The organism is Methanomicrobia archaeon (assembly GCA_016930255.1).
Classification (GTDB): Archaea; Halobacteriota; Syntropharchaeia; order Alkanophagales; family Methanospirareceae; genus JACGMN01.
Window position 1 is genome coordinate 1 of record JAFGHB010000008.1, and the last position, 23,017, is coordinate 23,017.

Sequence of the window (23,017 nt, forward strand, 5' to 3'; positions counted from 1 at the left end):
GGAAAGTTTGATCAAATAGCTTCGCAACAAACTTTAGGAAAGTTTGATCAAATAGCTTCGCAACAAACTTTAGGAAAGTTTGATCAACAACCCTTTTCCTCGTTACCACTCGCAAAAGCTTTGACGGGGAATAAACCGTTTAGGAAAAGGTTTAATCGAAAAACGCTGCAATGCGCAGAAGAGAAATTCTCCTGATGCGGATGATTCGAGCATGCGAGCGGCGGAACGAGGAGTATTTCGTTCTGGATACGGGGCAGCAACACTACTTGTGTACCATGGATCGTGTCTTCGTTGAGCGGCTCGGACTCCCTGAAGCTCGTTACAATCTAGACATCGGTTCGGGCACGCACGGCGAGCAGACCGGTAAGAACCTCAGCGGCGTAGAGAAGATTTTGCTAAAAGAACGGCCAGATGTTGTGCTGGTCGAGGGTGACACAAACACACAACCTTTAAATTAGAGTAGCTCTAACTTAGGAATAGTGTTTGATAAGAGGAAATGGAAGTAGAAGAGCGGAATTTGATTAAAGCACTACTGGCAGATGTAGAGGTGCTCAAAGGGAAAGTAGAAGGAATGGAAGGAATGCTTGAAACATTGATTGAGCTCTATACTGATGCGTTCTATGATGCGAAAGAAGAGTATTTTGAGAAATTAGAGAAGATACGAAAAGAAGGGATTTTTGAATCCTTCACGGATATTACCGATTTAAAGAGATTGATCGAGGAAGATTAAACGTGCTTGATTATCATTACAGCATCGAGACGAAGTTAAAAGCAACGTTAAAAAGGACTTATAAAAAGGATAAGAAGCTCTATGATGCTGTGATAAAAAAGATCGAAGAGATAATGGAGAATCCACACCGTTACAAACCGTTACGGCATGGTTTAAAGGGTTTACGACGGGTTCACCTGAAGAAGTCCTTTGTTTTGGTATTTGAGCTAGATGAAGAGGAGAAGATGGTGCGATTCCTCGATCTTGATCATCATGATGCGATTTATAGGAAGCGATAAACCGTTCTTTGGAAAGAAAGCTTTAGCAACAAACTTTTTTTTAGGAAAACGTTTAATCAAAAAACGACCTTTTTAGAAAGATGAGAATTGCGAGCGTTCTCGGAACACGCCCGGAGGTAACAAAGATGACGCTGGCGAGCTATCTGGAGCTGGCAAACCGGAGGATGAAGAGGAGGATCAGTAGCAGGAGGAGAGGGGAAGGGAGATGCGCGTCATGAGGAATAAGAAGCGATACGCGGACCGTTTCGTGGGCACGACACCGAGCGATGAGAAGCAGCTTGAGGACCGGCAGCAGAAAGTTCTCGCACTTTTTGGTCGCTACAAGTTCGAACGGATTCTGGACGTTGGCTGCGGCGACGGCAACTTTTCAGTTTTGCTACAAGAAGCATGCAAAGCAGAGGAAGTGTGCGGGCTTGAAATTTCGGCTAAGGGCGTGGAGCTGGCGAGGAGTAACGGAGTTAAGTGCTTGCAGCTTGATGTAGACGAGGATGATTTCCCGTTCGAGGCTGAGTATTTCGATGCCGTCTTCGCCGGCGAGGTGATAGAGCATGTATTTGATACGGATCACTTTTTGGATGAGGTTCATAGAATCTTGAAGCCAGACGGCACGTTTGTCTTGACGACGCCGAATCTGGCTGCTATCCATAACAGGATTGCCTTGCTATTCGGGTATCAACCTTACCCCATGAAAGTAAGCTTAAATTATGCCCTGGGGCATTTTATTTATCCTGGATGGGGCGCGAGCGAGCATGTAAGAGTGATGACACGTAAAGGCCTCGTAGAACTTTTACGAGTTCACGGGTTCAAAATAATCCGCATAACCGCATCAGGAATGTCTTTCCCCAAAGACTTTCAACTTTTTGGTTTGAATCTAATCAAGGCGATAGACAAACTAATCACCCGATTATTCCCCTCCTTAGGCTATCATTCAATTGTTGAAGTTAAAAGAACAGATGAGTAATGAAACCAGCAAGTACTTCTACGGTTCGTTCTGGATGCTGAATGTGTGGGGACTTAGTTAGGTGCGATGTTCCCAAATTTGAGTTATCGGATCGTAATACTATGTCAAAAATAGTAATAGCCCACGGCGGGAACATCGGCTTTCTGGGCGGTGGAACCAACAGGGTTTTAACCTTTGCAGGAGCTTTGGCTGAAGCTGGCTATGAGGTTACCTTAGTAGTTCCGAAGCCTCACGGAGAAGTCCCTGCGGCTATTCGAAATCGTGTAGAAATTTATACGGTTCCGGTGAAGCCAAAGAGGGTATGGGACCAAGTAGTAAGAGCGATTTTAGTCTCTCGAAGAGCAAAGAAATTAGCAGAAAAGGATAAAGCACTCTTACAATTGGAGCACTCCACGTTGGGCGGGATTGCCGCGTCGCTGGGTTGCTCAGAGTATGTGCTGGATGTGCACGATTTAGAGTTTGACGGCTCCCTGTATAAAAAAGTTCCGTTCGGTCCTCGAATTATCCGGTACCTTGAACGGAAAGCGGTGAGCAATGCATCGAAGATTATCGCGGTCTCGGAGCCGATGAAGGAGTTTTTGGTGCAAGAATGGCACGTGCCGGGGGAAAAGATAGCGGTTATTCCGAACGGCTATTTTGCCGAGAGGCTGAAGAAATTCACGATAACCGAGGAGGAGAAAGGTTTGATTTCATTTATCGGTGTGCTAACCCATAATGTAGATTACGATAAAGTTATACGGTTAGCGAAATCACGAGAAGACGTAAGAATATACGTGATAGGGGACGGCCCGATGCACACTCTATTTTTGAAGAAGTTAGAGGAGGAAGGGCTAAAGAACGTGATAGTGCCCGGATTCCTGCCAGACGACGAAGCGTACCGGATCCTGGCACGGTCACAGGTTTGTATCTTCCCTTTGAGAGACACGGTTCACACGAGGGTGGCAATGCACATGAAGACACTGGATTATGCAGCGTTGGGAAAGGCGATTGCAACGGATAGAGATGGAACGGCAGTCATATTCGAGGAGCATAATGCGGCACTGGTCTCCGACCCGGCGAAACCTGATGAATTCGTAGCGAACGTGCATCGGCTTTTAGAGGATGCGAAGTTAAGGAGAGAAATGGGCGAAGATGCGAAAAAACTCGTGGAGGATTTTACGTGGGCGAAACAGGGGGAGAAGCTGGTGAGGCTTTATGAGAATTATGAGGGGGAATAAATGAAGAAAGAGCGACAGATTGCTGTATTAGGTGCGGGTAATGTGGCAAACGGGATGCATTTACCCGCCTGGAGAAATATAAAGGCTGAAGTGGTAGCGGTATGCGACACAAACAGAGCGAGTGCAGAGAGGACTGCCAAGAACTGGAAGATACCTAGGGTCTATACGGATTTTGATGAATTATTAGAGGTCGAGAAAGGTGCAATAATAGATATCTGCACTCCACCGGTTACACATGCACCGTTAAGCATAAAAGCCATGGAAGCTGGCTTTAATGTTGTGCTTGAGAAGCCTATGACAATGAGTATTGAAGAGAGCGCGGAGATATTAACAGAATACCACAAAAAAAGAGAAGAAATACAACTTTGCGTCATTCATAATTATCTCTTTAGCCATTCCATGCTCAAAATAAAGTCGATTTTAGAGAAGAAAAGAGTTGAGATTCTAGACGTGAATATTAGTATGCTCCATACATTAACTGATGAAATGATATCTGATAAAAATCACTGGGTTCATTCGTTGCCAAGAGGAAGGTTTGGTGAGTGCTTGATCCATCCAGTGTATCTTTTGCGAAACTTGCTGGGGGAGTTAACTATACGAGATGTTTGGTCGGCAAAGAGAGGCCCCTATGACTGGGTACAGTACGATGAATTGCACGCAACATTCAATTCAAATGAAAAAATTGGAAGCATATATATATCATTCAACAGTCCGCGGGAAAGTAGCTTCCCGCTGATGAATATATACGGAAAAAATGCAATAATAAACTTCGATGGAACAAATTCAACACTCACGGTTCAAGGACGTTTGAATACAAGCGCGAGAACAGGAAGAATCGCAGATGCATTTAAAGTCTCGTCGCAAACAATAGGTTCAACGACTAAGAATGCCTTTAACGTACTCCGAGGAAAGTGGAAATCTGGACATGAGAATTTGTTCAGGTTCTTTGTTGATAGCATCTCAGAGGATAAGGAGATGCCGTATACGCCAGAAGAGGCTTTTGAGGCAAATCGAACCTTCTTGGAAGTACTGGAAAAAATTGGGAAGACCGCATGAAAAATTTTTACGAACAGAAAGAAGTATGGGAAAAATACCGTGAAGATATAGAGAAAAGAGTCGAAACATATTATAGAGAGGCCATTAGCCTAATTCCTGCCGATGTGGAGAGTGTCCTTGATGCAGGATGTGGAGAAGGGACATTCCTTTCACTGCTTCACCACGGATATCGTCTAGTTGGGTTAGATGCAAGCATAACCGCGTTAAGATATGCTAAAGCTGCAATGGTCTGGGGTTCTTTGGATAACTTACCACTTAAAAGCAATAGCTTTGACCTCGTAACCACCCTAGAGACTTTGGAACACCTGAAACAAGATACTTTTTTTGATGCACTCGCGGAATTAAAAAGAGTTGCCAGGAAATATATTATTGTGTCAGTACCGAATGATGAACCCTTAGAGTACTATCTTGTGGTATGTCCTTCGTGCGGATGTCATTTTAACGCAGTCGGTCATGTTAGAAGTTTTAGTCGCGATTCACTCGAAAAGCTGTTCTATCCTGAGTTCTCATTACAAACAATCATAGAAACCGGCGATATTGTCGAATACCCGACCTATAATAAAGTTATTTTTGTGGCTTTACGCTCATATATAAAACCAAAACCTCCAAGAGATGCAATATGCCCACAATGTGGTTACAGAATGGACGAAGAGAAGGATAGAATATCATACTCAGAAATGCCAGTAAGTCTTAGAGTCTTGAAACGAGTTACAGATTTTATTTGGCGACCTAAAAAAAGGGTTTACCATTTTTTAGCGCTATACGAAAAATGAAGATACTTTATGTGTTATCAACGAGTAGGGGTGGCCTTCCGCATTATACCGCGGAGCTTGCAAATGCCGTATCCAACTATGCGGAAGTAACAGTAATCAAGCCCGAGGAGACAACAGCTGACGACGTTTTCTCTGATAAAATAGAAGTCATAAATGCATTTAAACCGTTAACTTTATCTTTTGTGGATATGTATGAATTGCGGAGAGCTAGCAGGATGCTCTCTCCTTTTAACTTAGCGAAATTTTTCTCCTATCAAAATATTGCAGTTGTAAATACAATTAATCCAGATATCGTTCATTTTAATGATATTCCCCCTCAGATACAAATATTTGCTCGAAAAATCAAAAAATACCCGAAAATTGTCACTTATCATGGCGTATCAAACAGGAAGATTTTAGTGAAAACGTCTAACTTTAAATTATTCTTCTTTACAAGCATTATGAGTATCTGGAATATATTAAATCCGTTATTTTTTGATATAAAATTTGACAGAGCGATTGTTCACACTCAAATGCATAAAGAAGCTTTGATGAACGAAGGAATGGCCGCAGAAAAAATTGCTGTTATTCCCCATGGCGCTTATAAATTTTTTAAGGACTATGGCATCTATGGGGATGAAGAAGAGAATTGCATCCTTTTTTTTGGCAATATCGTCTGGAGCAAGGCTTTTGACGTTCTCACAGATGCTATATCGTTAGTAGTTAAAGAGATTCCCGATCTCAAACTCATCATCGCAGGCGATGGCGTTATACCCAAAAGAAGTCGAGAAATAATAGAAAAATACAAAACAAACTTTGAAGTCCATAACTATTTTATTTCCAACGAGAAGGTAGGAGGGTTCTTCTCCCGTGCCAGTCTCGTGGTAGTACCGAACAGAAAACAGGATGGGCATAGCGGCTCGTTAACCGTAGCCTACTCGTTTGGTAAGCCCGTGGTTACAACAAACGTTGGTGAATTCCCGATTCTGGTGAGCGATGCAGGCTGTGGCCTGGTCGTTCCTCCTGATGATCCTAAGGCATTGGCGGAAGCGATACTAAAGCTGCTGAAAGATGACGAATTGCGAAAAAAGATGAGTGAGAATGCCTTGAAGAAAGCAGAAGAGCTTTCGTGGGATAATATCGCGAAGCTGCACATGAAGGTCTATGAAGAGGTTCTCGAGAAAAGGAGGGTTAAATGATAATCCCAGACATATTTAGATTGAACGATTGGCAGATACGAAGATCTAGTCAGCTCTTATTATCTCTTTTAGTAGCATTTGACGTGATTTTTCTTGTAGACAAGTTCATCTTTGAACTACCAATATTGCCACAACTATTTGGTTTTGTAGTTCTTACATTCATACCTGGCTTCATAATCCTTAGAATCTTGAAAATCCATGACCTTGATAGAACTACAAACTTTCTCTTAACTGTAGGTCTCAGTCTTTCTTTTATCATGATTTTTGGCATGCTCATCAATGCGCTTTTTTCACACATAGGTATATCAAATCCGATCTCCTCCTTCTCGTTATTTTACTCCTTTAACATTGCTATTGCAACGTTAGTAGCTATCGCTTATTTAAGAGATAAAGATTTCAGCTCATCACAGGATATTCTAGATTTACGATGTCCCCCACTAATGCTCTCTTTGCTCTTACTACCATTTCTCAGTATCTTCGGGGCTTATACCATGACCTTTTATGATTCTAATCTCTTGGTGCTTCTTTTGCTTTTTTTGCTGTCTCTGGTTCCAATAATTGTTGCTTTTAATAAAATACCCGCGAATTTTTATCCTTTGGTTATTTTCGTAGTTTCGTTATCGATTTTATACCACGTAAATTTAATTTCAATGCATATATGGTCGTTTGACATATTTTTTGAGTTTTATAGTGCGAATTTGGTTGCTGAAACGGGGATATGGAATCCAACTTTAGACTATGGTGCCCATTCGCTTCTCTTAATAACCATCTTAGCCCCAGCCTATTCGCTACTTTGTGATTTAAGTCTCATATGGGTTTTCAAACTAATCTTCCCTTTCTTGTTCGCTCTTACACCGCTTGCTCTGTATCAAGTATATCAACGACTCAATTTTGGAGGTTATACTTTTGATCCTAAATCATCATTGCTGGCCGTATTCATTTTCGTTTTTTACTACGGCTTTTTCAAAGATATGCCGGATAAACAGCATATTGCCGAACTATTTTTTGCTTTGATTTTACTATTAATGGTTAAAAAAATCCCTAACCGTGTAGTAGTGGCGTTGATATTCTCTTTTGCGTTGATAACATCACATTACGGTGTGAGCTATATGTTTATGCTCGCTTTGATCTTCTCGTTGGTTACAGTTTATATATGGAAGAATGAGGAGGAAAATAGTCTTGTGACGTCTAACTATGTATTATTTTTTTCCATCCTCGCTCTAGCGTGGTACATGTACGTAGCCTCTGGAACGGCGTTTGAAAGTATTCCTAAAATAGGATACCATGTACTAAGTAGTATATCCGAAATTTTACAGCCTGATGCGAGGTCTGGTGTAACGTATGTGCTCTACGAATCTCAGAGTACACTTTGGTTAGTTTACAAGATTATACACATTGCAGTACAAGTTCTCATAGCTATAGGGATAATAACGTTACTTGTTCCTTTTTTAAGCAAAAAAATAAGAAATATCGAAATTACTTCCTTTATTATTGCCTTCTATGCGCTCCTAGTATTTCAGATAACTACGACATATGGGATGGGTTTTGACCGAGTGCTCCAAATAACTCTTGTATTACTTTCGCCATTAGCTTTAATCGGATGCATTTCAGTAATCAATTTTTTAGCTAGAGTGAGAAAAAATTTAACCTCCAGTGTGTCAGTTAGTCAAAAAACTTTTGCCATAATTCTTGTGTTCTTCTTTCTATTTAACTCTGGTTTTGTATTCGAAGTAACTGAAGATGTTGTTCCGTCTTACTCTATTGCGTTAAATAGGAAGGTTTGGGATGGTTGGCATGTGTTCAATCATAGCGAGGTGTGTAGTGCTGTATGGATAAAAGAGCGTTCGCCAAATGACAAAGTTTCATCACTTGCCACGACAATGGGCAAAGATGGGATGATAATATCTGAATATTACCGACACGGTGAGGATTTTGCTTATTTCCATGCTAAAACTACTTACTTAGATCCTGGGATATGCGTATATTTAGGCAGATCAATTCCCAAGAAGGGCATACCATGTTTTGTGGATAGCGAAATTAAGTATATGAACTATAATGAGTCTGCTTTTTACAAAGAGATATTAATGAAATCTTACAAAGTATTCGATACGGGAGAGACCTGCGTGTATTATGTCCCTTAAAATCGCAATTGTCACTAAGAAACTCACAGTAAAAGGTGGAGCTGAATTAGCAATCTTAGAATTAGCAAAAAATTTTGGTTGTGATATCTTTACATCTGACTACAATCAAGATGCTACCTACAAAGATTTTTCAAATTTAGACGTCTATTTTTCCCCTTTAAAGTTTAATGGAAATCTTCCGCTACTACTAAAATTTATAAATTTTCCATTTATAAGAGAGCTTAGAAAGTACGATTTAATCATCACTACTTCAGGTTTTTATCCAAAACTCATAGCCGTTCACCGAAACCTGCCCCAAATAATACACTTTGAGCAATCACCTACAAATTTCAATGCTGGTTTTGCTCGATTTATAAGTCCGCTTGATTTTTATGCCACAAAAAGAATTACGAGGTTGGTTGCTCTTTCCCAAAATATAAGACAGAAAATGCTAATGCGTTATAGCAGGGATTCTACAGTGGTCTCTGCTCCAGTAGATGTAAAGAGATTTATAAATGCGCCATCAGAAGATTTCTTCTTGTCCGTCCAGAGAATAACAGCGGATAAAAGGCTACATCTTCAAGTTGAAGCTTTTAACAAATTACCACGAGAGAGGTTAATTATTGTTGCCGGCTCTTATGATCAAAAATACTTTAATAGAATAAAAAAAAGTAGTCCAAAGAATGTTGAGTTTAGCGTAGGTCTCGAAAGAGAGCAAATAATAGAACTATATTCGAAGTGTAAAGCAACGATACAAACGTCAAAAGACGAGCCATTTGGATTTGTTCCTATTGAGAGTATGGCGGCTGGAAAGCCCTGCATTGCCGTCAACGAAGGAGGATTTAGAGAAACAATAATTGATGGAAAAACAGGGATTTTTATACAAGAGCCTTATGTGGATACTTTAATAACTGCTATCAAAAATATTGATAAATATAATTTTGATTCCGGCATATTAAGGGAAAGAGCTGAGGAATTATCGCTAGACAACTTTATAACAAATTTCAAAAGAGTATTCGATGATATTTTGGGGTAATATGCTGATAAAAATGAAGGAAGGATTGGAGTTCATCAAAATCTGCACGAATTGGTACTCAATACTGCCATATTACGTTAGGGATACCCTCTTGCGAAACTGTAAACCCTCAGAAAGCAAAAGAATACTAGTTAAATTACGGAATGGCTGGAGGTTCTATGCACGGTCCAAAGGACATGACCTTGGGCTTTTGATTGAAATATTTTATCGTGACATTTACAAGTTTCCAAAGAGTAGAATGGACACAGTGGTAGATATAGGAGCGCAGATAGGTATTTTTTCCTGTCTAGCAGCCAAGTATGCAGATAAAGTCATTGCCATCGAGCCGCATCCTGTAAATTTCTCTTTACTCCGAGAAAATATGAGATTGAACAACCAACGGAATATTGTTCCGAGCCAGATGGCAGTGTCAGGTAAAAATGGCGTTCAAACCTTATTCCTATCCGAACAGGGGACTGCGGACCATAGTTTGATCCCTTTTGACACTGAGTCTTTAATTGAAGTAACAACGTGCACTTTAGAACGACTTATTGAGTCATACGAACTTGAAAGTATCTCTCTTCTGAAAATGGATTGCGAAGGATGCGAGTATGAAGTTTTAAACTCATCACGTAAATTGCTCAATAGAATAGACCGACTTGTTTTGGAATCTCATCATGGCTATACCGAAGAATTGATTAGGCTTTTAAGAGATGAGGGTTTCGTAGTATCTGTCGAAGACAACTATATTTATGCGTATAGTTGCTCGGGTAATAATAATATACCCTAACTAGATTATCGGGTTCATATCTTGGAATCTGAGAAAACGGAGCTTTCTGGAAGAACGAGGTTTCTTAGTCGATGTCACTGGGAATATGCTCTATGCCCGAAATGCTTCATTCCGAGCGCAATAGCGAGAGCCGCATTCCCAACCACCCACGCGACCCCGACGCCGATCAAGCCCATCCCCTACGCGGCTCGCCCGGCATCAAACGGTACGGTAACGTCGCATCTGAGTGCTGATCGAAACAGGCACCAGAAATCAGGATAGATCCCCCGGCATGAGCTCTTTCTGCACCCGCTTATTCACGCACCAGCCAAAGTTCAATCTACGTCATGATCTTATCTCATATTCAATCTGCTTCATCCTCATGGTGATAAAGCTATAAACGGCGGCAGGTAGTGGGAAAAAAGCTTGAGAGGTATACAGCGCAAAACATCAAAGCCGTTTCCCGTGAATACACGCTTCTCTCCTCATTTATAAACTCTTTTCCTGTGCTCGAACTTATGTAAAATTATCAAATCATCCCTGATCTCGTAGAGCATCCTAAAAGGATGAAGTCTAATACTTCTAAATCCAGAAAGGTCGTATCTCAATTGCTTTCCAATTTCAGGGTTATCTTTTAGCTTTTGAACGATCTTCTTTATTCTGTCTTGAATCTTCTTATCCTTCACCTTCTGCACATCTCTTTTGAACTCCTCGGTATAGATTACTCTCATTTCCAGATTTCATCAAGTTCATCAACATTTCTCAATTCGTAAACCCGGCCCTCTGCAATGTCCTTCTTAGACCTTTTCAACCCTTCTATCAACTCTTTGTCATTCAATATTTCAATCGTCTCGATCACCGCTTCGAGCTCCTCTTTCAATTTGACCAAGGTATTGAAAGCATCGGGACTTAAGGTTAATTCACCTTTCATGGTAGTTTTTATTTCAGCCATTTTTCATTACCCGCTTTTATTCGCATCTGCACCACCACTAACTAAGAGTAAGTTACTTCTTAAACGTTAAAAAAGATGTCGTTGAGTATTCGCTCGTAGCACTACCAACCCCACACCACCCGCTACAAGCCCATTCCCCACCACCCATGCAATCTCAACGCTGATCACTCCCCTGATCGCTCGGTATCAAAAGGTAACGGAGCACCAAGGTACGCGCGAAACAGCACTAGGAACCAGCGCTCCAGGGGTAGGTATAGCTTATAGCTCCTCGAGCAGCTCCTTTATCATCTGTTCACCTTCGATTCACGCGTATTCGGCACGTTCTCCCTGTACGGCAGGCCCATGATCAACATCCTTTATCGTTGTCTTGACCTGCTCATTCCTGCTCACTCTGATTGAGCTTATCCGACAGCAGCTACCTCTACCTTTACCCTGCCAATGATAAACGCTTCTTCGGTCGGCATCTCTTCCTTTTCATCCCGTAAAGCCACGAGGTGCGCTTCTATTGCCTCCTTGATAGCGCTCATCGTCTCCTCAATCGTCTCGCCCTGAGAATAGCAGCCAGGCAGGGTAGGGACTTCGGCCCAAAAACCGCCTTCTTCCGCTTGATAAATCAATACCGTATATTCCATTCTCTCTCTCACTCACCCCCTATTTTAACAATTTCAGGAATTCCCCCTCGGTCAAGCCTGCTTTCTTTAGCGCCGCCTTAAGCAGGCCAATTTTAAGCTCCTTAGAGCGGGGCATCGTAATAATTTGGCCATTTGGCATCTTCACGTTGACGTGGTCCCCTTTACCTCCCCTTTCAATGCCACCTGCTTTTACAAAGGCTTTTAGTGCTGCTTCCCCCTTTATCCCTCTGAGCCGACTCAATGCAGATCTCCTCCCGTCCTATTTGTCTCTTATTTGCTCTCACATCAGCCCGTCTCTTGTTCGATATTGTAATAATATTGCCCCTACCTTAAATATCCTTGTGCCTTCACAATCCCTCATAATAAACTCCTTTCTCTTCAGCCTCTGGGCGGGGGGGGGTTATTGACTATTCCTCTCACATCTCTGAGAAGGGGCGCATCGTTCATCATCTTTACCAAATCTTCCTCTTTCGTCTCTGTGAACTCGTTGTGCGCCATTGCTGCAATGACCACCCACGCGATCCCCTCCTCACGCCGATCACGCCCCTCCCCTGGCTGCTCGCCCGGCATCAAGAGGTACAGTAACGCCGCATCTGAGTGCTGATCGAGCGAAAACGGCAGGCACCGGAAACCAGGATCGAGCACCGATCCCCGTTTTGCTACTCTATTGTGTCTCTTGACCCGTTTCAGGGTTGGATATAATGGCTGGCCTTAGGGGTTTATTCATGTCCCTCTCGCTCTCAGCACGTGACCACGTTAACATCTAACTGCTCGAAATGCTTGTCAAATGTATAAATCTCCTCGGCCCCTTTCTTTTTCATCATAAGATAAGCAAGGGCATCATTAATACTAATTCGCTTCTCTTCTGCCAGTAAAACACTTTCTATGTACTGAGTATCGCTCACCTGCTCAACAATAATATTGCTCTTAAGCACGAGATCCTTCACGAAGGAGATCGAAAAAGTCAGATTGGCGGCGTCCTCCATGACGTTTGCAACCTCGCTCAAGTGCACCACGGTTGTCAGTACTTCTTCACCCGCGTTTACACGCATGAAAATCTCTTTTGAGGCACTCTTTAGTCGCTGCTCTTCTTCGTTTAGTGCTCTCCTCGGTTTTAGCACCGCGTAGATGAAAACGTTTGTATCTATGAACCTCATTTCTTCCTCAGTTCCTTCCTCAGCTCGTGATAGTCATCAAACGTTCCAACCTCCACTTCTACCGAATCCACATATTTTGACAAATCTACGTCCCGCGGGAAGATCTCAACCTTCTCCCCCCTCTCCACGACCACCATCTCGTCGTCCCCCCGTCGCCGCCACGAAATGGGCAACACAATCCTTCCATGGGAATCTATCTTCTTTACTTCCACTTTCATGCGTGATCACCAGTTTATCTATTAACTTCCCACTATTTAAACCTTGCTCCCGTCTGGCAAGGTCAAAGCTCCTTGCCATGTCTTATCCATCGCCTCATTCCCACCAATTCTTTAACCACGCCTGAACCCCTTCATCACTACCAACCCCACACCACACGCCACAATCCCGTTTCCGAGCACCCACGCAATTCCAACGCCGATCACGCCCATACGCTGTATGAGCAGATAACTTCCCAGCAGGGTGAGCAGCGCCGTGCCGCCAGAAACCAAAATCACCGGCATGAGCTCTTTCTGCACCCGCTTTATCGTTGTGTATATGGTGTTTAACGCAACCGGAACGCTACCGAGCGCTAAAATCGCTAAGACCTCGAACGAGTTCTGGACATACGCCTCGCCGAAGAGCCAGAGCACGTATCTCCCCAGCAGCACAATACCAATTATCGCCGCTCCAAGCAGCAGCGCGATAAATTTCACGGCTCTTCTTGTGTTGCGGCTCAGTTCTGCTCTGCTGTACGAACCTTCGGTCAGCAACGATTTCGCGGTGGCGCCTGGAATGACGAGCAATAAGCCCACAGTCGCCCAGGCAATGAAGAAATAGGCGTTCTTTTCCGGGCCTAAGATATTCACCACCAGGAGCGGCAGAACCACGCCCGGAAGAGCCTCGAAGAGCCGCGCTATGTAGTTGCCCGCGGAGAACCGGAAAACGGCCGCGATCACGTCTCGGTTTATCCGTGGGCGCGGTTTGTAGCCTGATACCAGTCTCGAGGTCAAGAAAAGGCCTAATCCTACCGCAAGAACAGAGGTTACTCCGGACGCAGCGTAAATCCCCACCGCACCGTAGGCTACCAGGAATGGAACCACACCAAGCCGGGCAAAGGTCACGACCGTTTGATACAGGGAATATTTGGTCGTTCGGAATCCTACAAAGACGCCCTGGCTCTGGAGTGCACCCAGCGGCGCTAGAACGGTGAAAACAATAAAGAGCAGCAGTAACGCCGTATGCTCTTTTATGATACGTAAGGACGGGCTCCAGAGTCCAAGTCCTGCAATGAAAATCACTGTCAACGCAAGTGCAACAAAAAACGAGATCGTGAGGCACGAGTTGATCAGTTCGTTCTTCTCCGCCCGTTCCGGTATGAACCGCACCAGCGAGATATCGAAACCCAGCAGCGAGAGCGTCGAGATCAAGCCCATCGCTGCAATAAGAGCTGAGGCTAAGCCTACCGCCTCTGCGGAATAAAACCGTGCGGCGATGAGCCAGAAGAAGAAGCCCGAACCTGCGCTCGTTACCGATGAGAGCATCAAGAAATACGCGTTCTTGAAGAGCGGATCGCTCACGTGCTGCTTTACCTCTTCCCGGTTCTTCGGTAGCCAGATTCTCATTACTTATACTATCCTACGGTGCTTATTGGTTAAATTCTGTCTGATGTTAAAACCCCGTACCAAAAAATGTTGGTGACGAATCCCAGGAGCTTTTCGTTTGCGGTTCACAATTCTTCGTGATTCTTTGATGGTGCTCAGGGTTTCTACAGCGCACACCGCTCAAATAGGGTAATCCCCTTCACCAGTTCTATCTCCGGCTCGTTCCTTTGGCTCGTTCCTTTGTACGGTAGCCATTATCAACAAGCCCCGGTATCGCCGGGTCGAACAACGGGAGACGATTAGTGCACGTGCTTACGAGCGAGCGAATGAGCACCCGTAAAGTAATATTATAGGTTATAGCGCGGCTTTGTACACCTCGAGCGTCCGCGCTGCGATTTTATCCCACGTGTAGTCGCGTTCGACCATCTTCCTTGATTCCGCACCCATCTTCGTCATGTCTCTGCGGAGCAGCTCCTGTATCGCCGCACCTAATTCGTTCACCGTAGTACCGCAGAGTATCCCGTTCCTGCGCACAAAATACTTGTTATCGCCGACGTCCGTAGCAATGACCGGCAGTCCCGAAGCCATCGCTTCGAGCAGTGCAATCGGCTGCGCTTCCAGCTTTGAGGGCAATAAGAACGCGTCAACGCTGCGATAAAAAGAAGGGGCATCTTCAACGTACCCTAAAACTCGTATTCGGTCGTCCTCCAGCCGTTTCACCTTTGAATACAGCGGTCCGGCACCTGCGATCTTCAACCGGACGGTATCGATGTCCTGGGCCTTCACCGCCTTTATCATGTTTATAACGTTCTTCTCAGGCGATAATCGCCCGAGATAGCCTATACACACTTCACGGCCGTTACGTTCTCGTTCAGCTGAGTCCGCAGGGTAAAATCGAGTGGTATCCACACCATTTGGTATGACCACCAGGTCTGTTCTGTAGCTATTCTCACCGCTGGCATAGCCATAGCAATGCTGGCGAATATACTCTGCAATCTCCACACTCACCGAGATGAACTTCTTCGACCGGCTGGTATACAGCATGGCGAGCATTGCTATCATCGTCTTCGCAAACTCGCCACCTAAACCGTCTCCCGCCTGGATATGGAACGTATTGACGATGTTGACCTCAGAGCAAATGGTCGAGAACGGTAGGAAATATTCCGAGAACGTAGCCGCGTGGTGTATATGAAGTACATCGCAATCCGCAACCTCCTTCTTTATCTTCTTCAACGCGAAGTCGAACCCATAGGAAATGCCACCTGCGGAATTGCCCAGCATGTGCGAGCCGAGTGAAAATTGGTCTATTCGCTTGACCTCATGGCCTCGCTTCTCGAATTCGTGCGTGAGTGCCTCCACGTGCGTCTTTATGCCCCCGTTTACCGTGCGATGGTAAAAAGCTATTTTCATCCTTTTTCTTACTGCTTCAGCGTTTGCTCGGCTATAAGTACCCCTATAGTTTCATATACATAAAAAAGTGACTTTTTGATGTCAGACGATGAAGGGACTAAAGCCGTGGGAACTCGCAGCACTGGCGGCACTTACCATTCTTTTCCTGGCCGTTGCGTCCGTTAATCTAGGCTCTCTCGCGATGCCTTCCTCCTCATGGCAGCCCTCAACGGCGGTGGCTTCAGGAGCGCAAGAAGTCCTCGTGGTCATTGATTTGGGCAGCGTTCAGCAAGTAAACGAGATTTACGTCTTCCTGAGTGACGAGAAGCGAACGAAATTCGAGCTCTATGGCGACACATCAGCCGATGACTGGCGACCCTTTGCAACATTTGATAAAGATCCAGCAACGCACATACATTTCTGCTCCTGGGAACGGATTGCTATAGGCAACAAAAGTACGAGCTCGCTTATTTTCCGCTTTGACGCGAGCTCCAGCGGTGAAATAGGCGAGTTCTTGATACTATCTGCCGAGAATGAAAAAATACCGCCGGTAAACGTAACGGGCAGCGAAGGCGCGCAGAGATTGGTGGATGAGCAGGAACTCATAACGTTTCCGATTACGCAGAAATACGGCGCGTACTTCGACGAGATGTACTTCGTGCGTACAGCGCAGGAGCATTTAAACCTCGAAGAGCCTTACGAATGGACGCACCCGCCACTCGGGAAGCTCATCATAGGGGTGGGTATCGCGCTGTTCGGCATGAACCCCTTTGGCTGGCGGATTTTGGGCGTGCTCGCCGCCGCTGCGATGATCCCCGTAATGTTCCTCTTTGGCAAACGCATGTTTAAAAGCTCGCTCGCAGGCTTCATCGCCGCGTTCCTCCTCTCCTTCGATTTCATGCATTTCTCCTTAGCGCGCCTGGCGACCGGCGAGATCTACCTCCTCCTCTTCTCGCTATTGATGTTTTACTTTGCCTTCGAGTACCTCTCGAAACGCGAGGAATGCGCAGCTGAGACGGAGGAAGGAGGCGTAAAGAATAACACATCCACATCGCTCTTCCTCAGTATCGTCTGCTTCGGACTCGGCTTTTCGGTGAAATGGACCGCGCTTTTCGGGTTAATCGCCGTTTTGACACTCGTCGCGGTCAGTAATATCCAAACGAAAAGACCACTTTTAAGTGATTCCAAAACCATTTTAGCAGGGCTGCTCGTCTCCGCGGCGATTTATATCGCAACGTATATCCCGTACATGCTCGCGGGCGAGGGGCACGGGCTCATAGATATTCATCGGCTACCGCTCTATATCGGCTACCTGGCGGAATATTTAACGAGCGGCACGATAAGTATTTCTCCCCTTGACTCACTAACCGTCTTCGATCTGCAACTGCGAATGTTCGGCTACCATGCGAGTATTGAAGCAACGCATCCGTACTCGTCACCCTGGTGGTCCTGGCCCCTTATGCTCAAACCGCTCTGGATGTATTCCAACACGTTGCTAGGCGGAAAAGTCTCGACCATCGTCTTAATGGGCAATCCTGCGCTCTGGTGGGGCAGTATTCCCGCCTTGATCCTGATCGGAGCCCTGTTTGTAAGAAATACGATTAAAAAAGTGGAGCACGAGCGTAACTTTGTGTTCCTTTTCATCCTCGTTCCATTCCTCCTGCAGTGGCTTTCTTACGCGCTCATATCTCGAATCCTGTTCATCTACCATTTCGTCGCGAATGTGCCGTTCATGATCTTTGCAGTCACCTATTGGTTACAGCTTCCGTTCGAAAAGGATTGGCCATCCCAGAGAACCGGCCTTATCGTTAAGGGCTTCGTCATTGCCTTCCTTATCCTAGTAGCCGTTCTTTTCTTCCTCTTCTATCCCGTTATATCCGGCTACCCGGTAGCGTACGAATACAAAGAGAGCTTACGATGGCTAAGCGGATGGGTATTTTAATGCCACTAGTGCGTTAAATTTAGCGCGAGTATTTATAGTACCTTCTCTTTATAGGTGGTCATGAACCCGCGAGCGTTTTTAAAAGTGATGATTGTGCTCATGCTTATCCCTTCGTTGATCTGTCTCTTCTTACCGGGCACAATCGCCGGCAGCTATACCCGGATTATGTACCCCGTGGTTCTGGTTCTGGGTGCGGTGCTCGCGATGCGCGTCGCCGCAATCTACAAGAACTCGCTTCGAAATGCCTTTATCTTCCTTTCGCTGTTCCTCTTCCTCATGATAGTCCCGCATCTCGACTTTTTATGGGGGTTCTACAGCGCACACCCACAACTCGTTGTGCTCCTGCAGTGGATCACCTACGCAATGCTCGTGCTGTGCTCGTTCTACGTCCTGAAAGTGACGGAAGTGCGAAAGATAACCAGAAACGGCTGGGTACTTATCGGGGCGGCGTTTTTGATTGGTATCATAATCCTGGCGTATCACGTACCTCCGCTGTACCAGTATTACCCCGCGGCGTATAAGATCCCGTTAACGCTCATTTATTTCCTTGACGTCGTGGTCGTAATCATGCTGATGCCCGTGGTGCTGTTATACGCGCAGCAGATGCGATTGGAAGGGCGGGAGAGCATCACCTTCACCACGATTATAAGCGGAATCATTCTGAGTACGACCGCCGTGTACTTCTACGTCATCGTTTCGGGTATCCCTCTCTATGCGGCTCCGAACGTATTCCACACCGGCTCGGTCCTCGATTCCCTATATCTGTTCAGTTATCTGCTCATAGCCGTTGGCCTCTACGTGCACAAGAAATATGACGAATGGGGCTTTGACATGATAGAACAGGCGCTTTCGGGAGGTCTCGCGGAAACATGAGTGCCGAACGGGAAGTGGAAATGGAGAAGCTGATTGACGAGGTGTGGGCGATCTTCCTGGACAAATTGAAGAAGAAGGACGTGCCGCAGGCGCGGCCAGCATTTGGCGACGAATTGAACCTATTCGTGCCGCAATTGCGGATGCTGTTGCCCATATATGCCAATCCTCGCTTCCCAGTCTCTGTTTATACCTCGTCCTATCTCGCCGCGCGAAGGAACGCGTATGCTATAATGCGGAAGCTGGATATGCCGCCGGACTTCTTCTGGAAGTTCGAGTTCTGGACGGACGAGCGTGCGTTCGACGTGCTGAGTAAGGTGACTAATCGAATCTTCAGGGAGATAATGAGAACGACCAGAGAAGGGCTTTTGAGCGTGGAGAATGCTTCTACCGACCCGAAAGCGATAAAGATCTTATTAACGCTGGATGAATGCGTGGAGTGCTTTGGCATCGAGGCTAATCATCCTTTTTGCTACTATCATGCCGGCACGCTTACCGGTATCATCTCCGCGCTGCTGGGCAAGGAGTTGGATGGCTATGAGACGACGTGCTTCGCTACCGGCGGCGATAAATGCGAGTTCGTGATCGGGCTCGGACACGGTGGAGAAGCGCTCGAACGCTATCTCAACCCCGGGAAACTCGAATTCCCGTTACAACAGATAGTGGAAAATGCCCTGGGCGGAAAGAGTCTGCGCGGTCTCGGCAATGACACTGATTTACGGTACTATCAACTGATCATTCTCAACAGCATTATTACGAATCCAAAAGTGTTCAGAGACTCGAGCTATGAAGTCGGCGTGGCATACGGCAAGACACTGGCGCAGTTTTTGGGCCGCTATTACAACACGAGCGAGGACGAGCTCCTGGATGCTATTTCGCGCTACTACCAATCCCTGAAGCATCTTCAGTTAGACCTGAACGAGGGCGCGGATGAAGTACGAGCAGCGGAGATTGCAGAGATCTCCGGCTTAGCTCACAACGCGGATTTCCTCGGGTTCCTCTTCGGCGAATTGGAGGGGCTTTTGTCAGTAGCAACCAAGGGGAAGATGACGTATGCGGGGAACGCATTCGAGGGCAACGAGTTGGTGATAAAATTCAAGAAGCAGAATTGAGTCCTGTTGTAAGAGCTACAGGGAAACTTTTTTAGAGTTGTTAGCTGTTCATTTCTTATTTGATAGTGGAGAAGTTGCGAGATTAGCCTCCGTGAATATTTGCTCGATAAACTCCTTAAGTTCCTTTTCAACATCTATTTCTTCACGGGTTATTTCTTCGGCAACTTTCCTTGCCAGTTGTTCCTTCCACCATTTATTTCCTAAAATATCATCGAGCTTTTCCACCGTTTGACCCTTTGGTACATCTCCCTCTTTTAATTCTAGCTCCTTTCGTTGTCTCACGAATTCAACTATTACGCGTCTGGGATAGAAATCTTCTATGTCCCCTCTATCCCAAATTATTATATCCCCCTCTTTTATCCCATTTTTAATGAGTTCCCCTTTTAGTTTTGAGCTGCTCTTATCTAATAGGCAACGTATGGGCAAAGGAACGTTCTGACATACTTCTCTACACAGTTTATAATTTGGTTGTTCCTTTGTATCACCACCAGCATTGATAATGGTGATACCTTCCTCTCGAAAGCTCTTCCCCAACTTTCCCGCAACGCCCTGTAGGAATATACTATCACTTCGCCCTTCCACAAATGAGGATGAAATTGGAAAGAAGGAAATCTCCGGAGGTGATTCCCATTTGGAAGAATTTGCTACCAAGGTCTTCTTTATCTGTCACCCTTTTAATCTTGGAACTCCCGTCTTCTTGCCATATAAACCATACATTTGAAAGCAAGCCGCTGTCTATTACGAAGGGGGAATGTGTAGTGATGAAAAACTGCTTTTTTTGTTGCTCTGAGATTTCTTTAATCCTCTTCATTAATTTGTTGATGAGTTTTGGATGAAGATGATTTTCCGGCTCTTCAATAAGAATTATGTCGGCTGAAGTGTTCTCGATTTCATGAAGGAGATGTAAGATCATCTGTTCTCCTCCACCTTTTAAGTAGGGTGGAATTGGAACCATTCCCTCTTTAATATTTTTCTCGAATACGAGGTCTTTTCCTACGAGCCCCATAGATCCCTTAACAAATTGCTCCTTGTCTTTGCTGTAGCGATTCCATTCTCTTCGGCGAGCTGGGACGGTCTCACTTGCATTAAATTTAATAAATTCTTCTGTACTTTCAGGGATAATTGAATCCCTTTTGAAGAAATCTTCACTTTCAGCGGGGGGTCTATTTCGAACAGCGGGGATAAACCTAATTTTACTATGTAGTAATGATTCTACCGTTTGAGTGACTGAAGTGGAATCTATACTAAGCTGTCCGTCATCGTCTAGGTTTACGAGTTTATTCACTAATTGACCCTCCTCCATCATGAACTTAGGATAATTTGCATGCGTTGCTTCTTCAGAAAATAGAGGAGGTAATCCTTCCCCTTTAATTGTTTTCCAATAAAAGTTGAACCCGCTATTTATGCCAACTTCTAAGGAAATAGATAAGTCACCCCTAGATACAAAAGAGGAGGAAGAAGGTTTTTGGAGGTTTTTCCTATCTTCCTCATTTAAATCTAACACAACATTGATTGTAACCGGTTTATCGGCTGAGGGATCTGCACCAAAACATAAATGTTCATACCCTCCGAGTGGTAGATAGGTGATATTCTTTTTTTCTCCAAGGAGTCTTATGGCTTCGAGTAGGAAAGATTTGCCCGTATCGTTTTCTCCAATTAAAATAACTAGCTTAGAAATTTCATTCATAGAAATGTATTCAAAGCACCTATAATTTTTCACTTCTAACTCTCTGATACGCATTCTTCTTCTCCCGACGAACTTGTAAATTTATACTGCACTATTAGGACAATAATTATACGATATATAAGCTTTTCCCCTATGCTTTTTACGTTTTAAAGAAAATCAGGGTCACTCCCACAAATCGGAGAAGTCAACGTCCTTCTTCAGGTACTTCTCGATGTCCTTCCGCGCATACTCGATCTCGTTGATGATGATATCGAACTCCTTCGATTTCGATTTGTATTTCAGCGTCTCGCCCTCTATCTTCAATAAGTGATCGATTATGCGCTCTGCAATGTTTACCGCTCCTTTAGGTGTGTCCCACACCAGATTGCTCTTGGCGGACGAGAGACCCATCCGGTGCAACAAATGAACCGATTGATGTATCGCATCGCGAATGTCAAGATTCACGCCATAAACGCCAATGCTCTCTAACAGCCCACCTGTTCGTTCCATCGCCTCGCAGTGCCTTTTCTCTTCCATCACGGCGAAGAGCTCCGAGAACGATTTGATCAGATATTTCACCATACGATACTTCTTCAAGGTATACAAATCATCGGAGACGTCATGAAAAAGCGTGAAAATCCGCGTGAGTATCTTCTCGTTGCCGTCTTCGGTATTCATGTATTCCCGAAGCATGTCGTGTAACGAATCGATCATCTGTTGTGTCGCTACATCGTAATCCTTCAGCACCTTAAAGCCGATGACCTCGATATCTTCCAGCACCATTTTGGTCGTAAAATCCATCTTCTCGACGATCGTATGGGTTCCCACCTTGCCGAAAATCTCCAGCACCTGCACCATCGAGTCGTCATCTGCTTCGATGATCGCTTCCCGACCGACGCCAAGGATGTGGTCCAAAAAATACGGCGACGCGTACGTTTCGGTCTCCTTCGTCAGATAGGCCATATAGCGATCGTAAATGTGCGTGAGGCCATAGCGTGCCGTGCCCCGGTCTCCACTGCCGATTGATTTCTCTATTATCTCCGTAATTGGCAGCATCTTATCCGCTTCGCCCGGTATGCGCGTCTCTCCCTCGCCGATATGTCCTTTTATTGTATCGAGATAATTCGCGTCTAATTTCGTCAACAGATTGCTTATCACCGTCTCCGGTCTGAGTCGGACCATGGTGATAAAGAAATAGGGGATGAGCATGACAAAGCACAGCGCGGTAAGAAGCATGGATATTTCCACGTATTTCGCCTCCACGGGTACTTCCAGTCGGCCGAGCATGAACACGTTGTAGAGCAAGCTGCCGAGGTAAATGAGCACCACAGACCAGAAGGTCAAGCTCTTGATGTGGAGATCCATGATGCGATGGGTGTATTGCTGCGAGGCGAACTGGACAGCCATTAACGTGAGCGAAATGACAATAGCAAATATGGCTGAGAGACCTTCAACGCCGACGCCTTCGAGTATCCCCCGTGCGTTATCGAGATCATCGGTAGCGAGGGTAAACGGCGAGGACTCCGCGAAGGAGAGCACTATAAGCACCGCAAAAACGCCCGTTATCGACAGAATGATAATCTTTTCCAGATCTTCCAGTCCCAATCGGTGGTTCATGAT

27 protein-coding genes are annotated in these 23,017 nt (G+C 45.0%); 15 read left to right on the forward strand and 12 right to left on the reverse strand.

The genetic code is table 11. The features are described from left to right. The 12 genes from JW878_01235 to JW878_01290 form a co-directional block, all read left to right on the forward strand. A partial coding sequence (locus JW878_01235; GenBank protein MBN1761688.1) for a hypothetical protein occupies window positions 1–195 on the forward strand: 195 nt, incomplete at its 5' end. Beyond that, window positions 171–458, forward strand: coding sequence for a UDP-N-acetylglucosamine 2-epimerase (locus JW878_01240; GenBank protein MBN1761689.1), 288 nt, complete (start codon window positions 171–173; stop codon window positions 456–458). The genes JW878_01235 and JW878_01240, both read left to right, overlap by 25 nt. Before the next feature lie 38 nt (window positions 459–496). Next, window positions 497–730: a hypothetical protein gene (locus tag JW878_01245; protein ID MBN1761690.1), complete on the forward strand. Its 234-nt coding sequence runs from the start codon at window positions 497–499 to the stop codon at window positions 728–730. 23 nt (window positions 731–753) lie between these two features. Continuing rightward, complete coding sequence (locus tag JW878_01250) at window positions 754–1,008, forward strand: type II toxin-antitoxin system mRNA interferase toxin, RelE/StbE family (protein MBN1761691.1); 255 nt, start codon at window positions 754–756, stop codon at window positions 1,006–1,008. Between the two features lie 214 nt (window positions 1,009–1,222). Continuing rightward, entirely contained in the window at window positions 1,223–1,969 is a 747-nt protein-coding gene (locus tag JW878_01255) for a methyltransferase domain-containing protein (protein ID MBN1761692.1), read from the forward strand. 101 nt (window positions 1,970–2,070) lie between these two features. Further along, window positions 2,071–3,186, forward strand: a complete 1,116-nt coding sequence (locus tag JW878_01260; protein ID MBN1761693.1) for a glycosyltransferase family 4 protein — start codon at window positions 2,071–2,073, stop codon at window positions 3,184–3,186. Then, complete coding sequence (locus tag JW878_01265) at window positions 3,187–4,242, forward strand: Gfo/Idh/MocA family oxidoreductase (GenBank protein MBN1761694.1); 1,056 nt, start codon at window positions 3,187–3,189, stop codon at window positions 4,240–4,242. Continuing rightward, window positions 4,239–5,015, forward strand: coding sequence for a methyltransferase domain-containing protein (locus tag JW878_01270; protein ID MBN1761695.1), 777 nt, complete (start codon window positions 4,239–4,241; stop codon window positions 5,013–5,015). Before JW878_01265 ends, JW878_01270 begins: the two co-directional genes overlap by 4 nt. Next, window positions 5,012–6,193 carry a glycosyltransferase family 4 protein gene (locus tag JW878_01275; GenBank protein MBN1761696.1) on the forward strand — a complete coding sequence of 394 codons (1,182 nt, stop codon included), beginning with the start codon at window positions 5,012–5,014 and terminating at the stop codon, window positions 6,191–6,193. The genes JW878_01270 and JW878_01275 overlap by 4 nt, the downstream gene beginning before the upstream one ends. Beyond that, window positions 6,190–8,334 carry a DUF2206 domain-containing protein gene (locus JW878_01280; GenBank protein MBN1761697.1) on the forward strand — a complete coding sequence of 715 codons (2,145 nt, stop codon included), beginning with the start codon at window positions 6,190–6,192 and terminating at the stop codon, window positions 8,332–8,334. Before JW878_01275 ends, JW878_01280 begins: the two co-directional genes overlap by 4 nt. Beyond that, window positions 8,324–9,349, forward strand: coding sequence for a glycosyltransferase (locus tag JW878_01285; GenBank protein ID MBN1761698.1), 1,026 nt, complete (start codon window positions 8,324–8,326; stop codon window positions 9,347–9,349). The genes JW878_01280 and JW878_01285 overlap by 11 nt, the downstream gene beginning before the upstream one ends. Before the next feature lie 238 nt (window positions 9,350–9,587). Then, window positions 9,588–10,118 (forward strand): FkbM family methyltransferase, encoded by a 531-nt coding sequence (locus tag JW878_01290; GenBank protein ID MBN1761699.1) that lies wholly within the window; start codon window positions 9,588–9,590, stop codon window positions 10,116–10,118. A gap of 464 nt (window positions 10,119–10,582) precedes the next feature. On the opposite strand, the gene JW878_01295 is transcribed toward JW878_01290, so the two are convergent. The 9 genes from JW878_01295 to JW878_01335 form a co-directional block, all read right to left on the reverse strand. Further along, the gene (locus JW878_01295) at window positions 10,583–10,828 is read right to left on the reverse strand and encodes a type II toxin-antitoxin system RelE/ParE family toxin (protein MBN1761700.1); all 246 of its coding nucleotides are present in this window, start codon (window positions 10,826–10,828) and stop codon (window positions 10,583–10,585) included. After that, window positions 10,825–11,049: a hypothetical protein gene (locus tag JW878_01300; GenBank protein ID MBN1761701.1), complete on the reverse strand. Its 225-nt coding sequence runs from the start codon at window positions 11,047–11,049 to the stop codon at window positions 10,825–10,827. The genes JW878_01295 and JW878_01300 overlap by 4 nt, the downstream gene beginning before the upstream one ends. A gap of 401 nt (window positions 11,050–11,450) precedes the next feature. Beyond that, entirely contained in the window at window positions 11,451–11,681 is a 231-nt protein-coding gene (locus tag JW878_01305; protein MBN1761702.1) for a type II toxin-antitoxin system HicB family antitoxin, read from the reverse strand. Window positions 11,682–11,700: 19 nt separating this feature from the next. Then, complete coding sequence (locus JW878_01310; protein MBN1761703.1) at window positions 11,701–11,922, reverse strand: type II toxin-antitoxin system HicA family toxin; 222 nt, start codon at window positions 11,920–11,922, stop codon at window positions 11,701–11,703. Window positions 11,923–12,059: 137 nt separating this feature from the next. Continuing rightward, complete coding sequence (locus JW878_01315; protein MBN1761704.1) at window positions 12,060–12,326, reverse strand: hypothetical protein; 267 nt, start codon at window positions 12,324–12,326, stop codon at window positions 12,060–12,062. A 95-nt stretch (window positions 12,327–12,421) separates the two neighbouring features. Beyond that, window positions 12,422–12,838, reverse strand: coding sequence for a type II toxin-antitoxin system VapC family toxin (locus tag JW878_01320; GenBank protein ID MBN1761705.1), 417 nt, complete (start codon window positions 12,836–12,838; stop codon window positions 12,422–12,424). Beyond that, window positions 12,835–13,056: an AbrB family transcriptional regulator gene (locus tag JW878_01325; GenBank protein ID MBN1761706.1), complete on the reverse strand. Its 222-nt coding sequence runs from the start codon at window positions 13,054–13,056 to the stop codon at window positions 12,835–12,837. The genes JW878_01320 and JW878_01325 overlap by 4 nt, the downstream gene beginning before the upstream one ends. 111 nt (window positions 13,057–13,167) lie before the next feature. After that, complete coding sequence (locus tag JW878_01330; protein ID MBN1761707.1) at window positions 13,168–14,439, reverse strand: oligosaccharide flippase family protein; 1,272 nt, start codon at window positions 14,437–14,439, stop codon at window positions 13,168–13,170. 333 nt (window positions 14,440–14,772) lie between these two features. Next, a complete protein-coding gene (locus tag JW878_01335) occupies window positions 14,773–15,828 on the reverse strand; it encodes a glycosyltransferase family 4 protein (GenBank protein ID MBN1761708.1) in 1,056 nt (351 codons plus the stop codon). An 88-nt stretch (window positions 15,829–15,916) separates the two neighbouring features. Between JW878_01335 and JW878_01340 the strand changes: the two genes are divergently transcribed. The 3 genes from JW878_01340 to JW878_01350 are packed head-to-tail and all read left to right on the forward strand — an operon-like array spanning window position 15,917 to window position 19,731. Next, window positions 15,917–17,749, forward strand: a complete 1,833-nt coding sequence (locus JW878_01340) for a glycosyltransferase family 39 protein (protein ID MBN1761709.1) — start codon at window positions 15,917–15,919, stop codon at window positions 17,747–17,749. A gap of 60 nt (window positions 17,750–17,809) precedes the next feature. Continuing rightward, window positions 17,810–18,622: a hypothetical protein gene (locus JW878_01345; protein MBN1761710.1), complete on the forward strand. Its 813-nt coding sequence runs from the start codon at window positions 17,810–17,812 to the stop codon at window positions 18,620–18,622. Continuing rightward, window positions 18,619–19,731: a hypothetical protein gene (locus JW878_01350; GenBank protein ID MBN1761711.1), complete on the forward strand. Its 1,113-nt coding sequence runs from the start codon at window positions 18,619–18,621 to the stop codon at window positions 19,729–19,731. Before JW878_01345 ends, JW878_01350 begins: the two co-directional genes overlap by 4 nt. A gap of 48 nt (window positions 19,732–19,779) precedes the next feature. On the opposite strand, the gene JW878_01355 is transcribed toward JW878_01350, so the two are convergent. The 3 genes from JW878_01355 to JW878_01365 form a co-directional block, all read right to left on the reverse strand. After that, window positions 19,780–20,313: a hypothetical protein gene (locus tag JW878_01355; GenBank protein MBN1761712.1), complete on the reverse strand. Its 534-nt coding sequence runs from the start codon at window positions 20,311–20,313 to the stop codon at window positions 19,780–19,782. Continuing rightward, complete coding sequence (locus tag JW878_01360) at window positions 20,297–21,472, reverse strand: AAA family ATPase (GenBank protein MBN1761713.1); 1,176 nt, start codon at window positions 21,470–21,472, stop codon at window positions 20,297–20,299. The genes JW878_01355 and JW878_01360 overlap by 17 nt, the downstream gene beginning before the upstream one ends. 108 nt (window positions 21,473–21,580) lie before the next feature. After that, entirely contained in the window at window positions 21,581–23,014 is a 1,434-nt protein-coding gene (locus tag JW878_01365) for a DUF2254 domain-containing protein (protein MBN1761714.1), read from the reverse strand. Window positions 23,015–23,017: the final 3 nt, after the last annotated feature.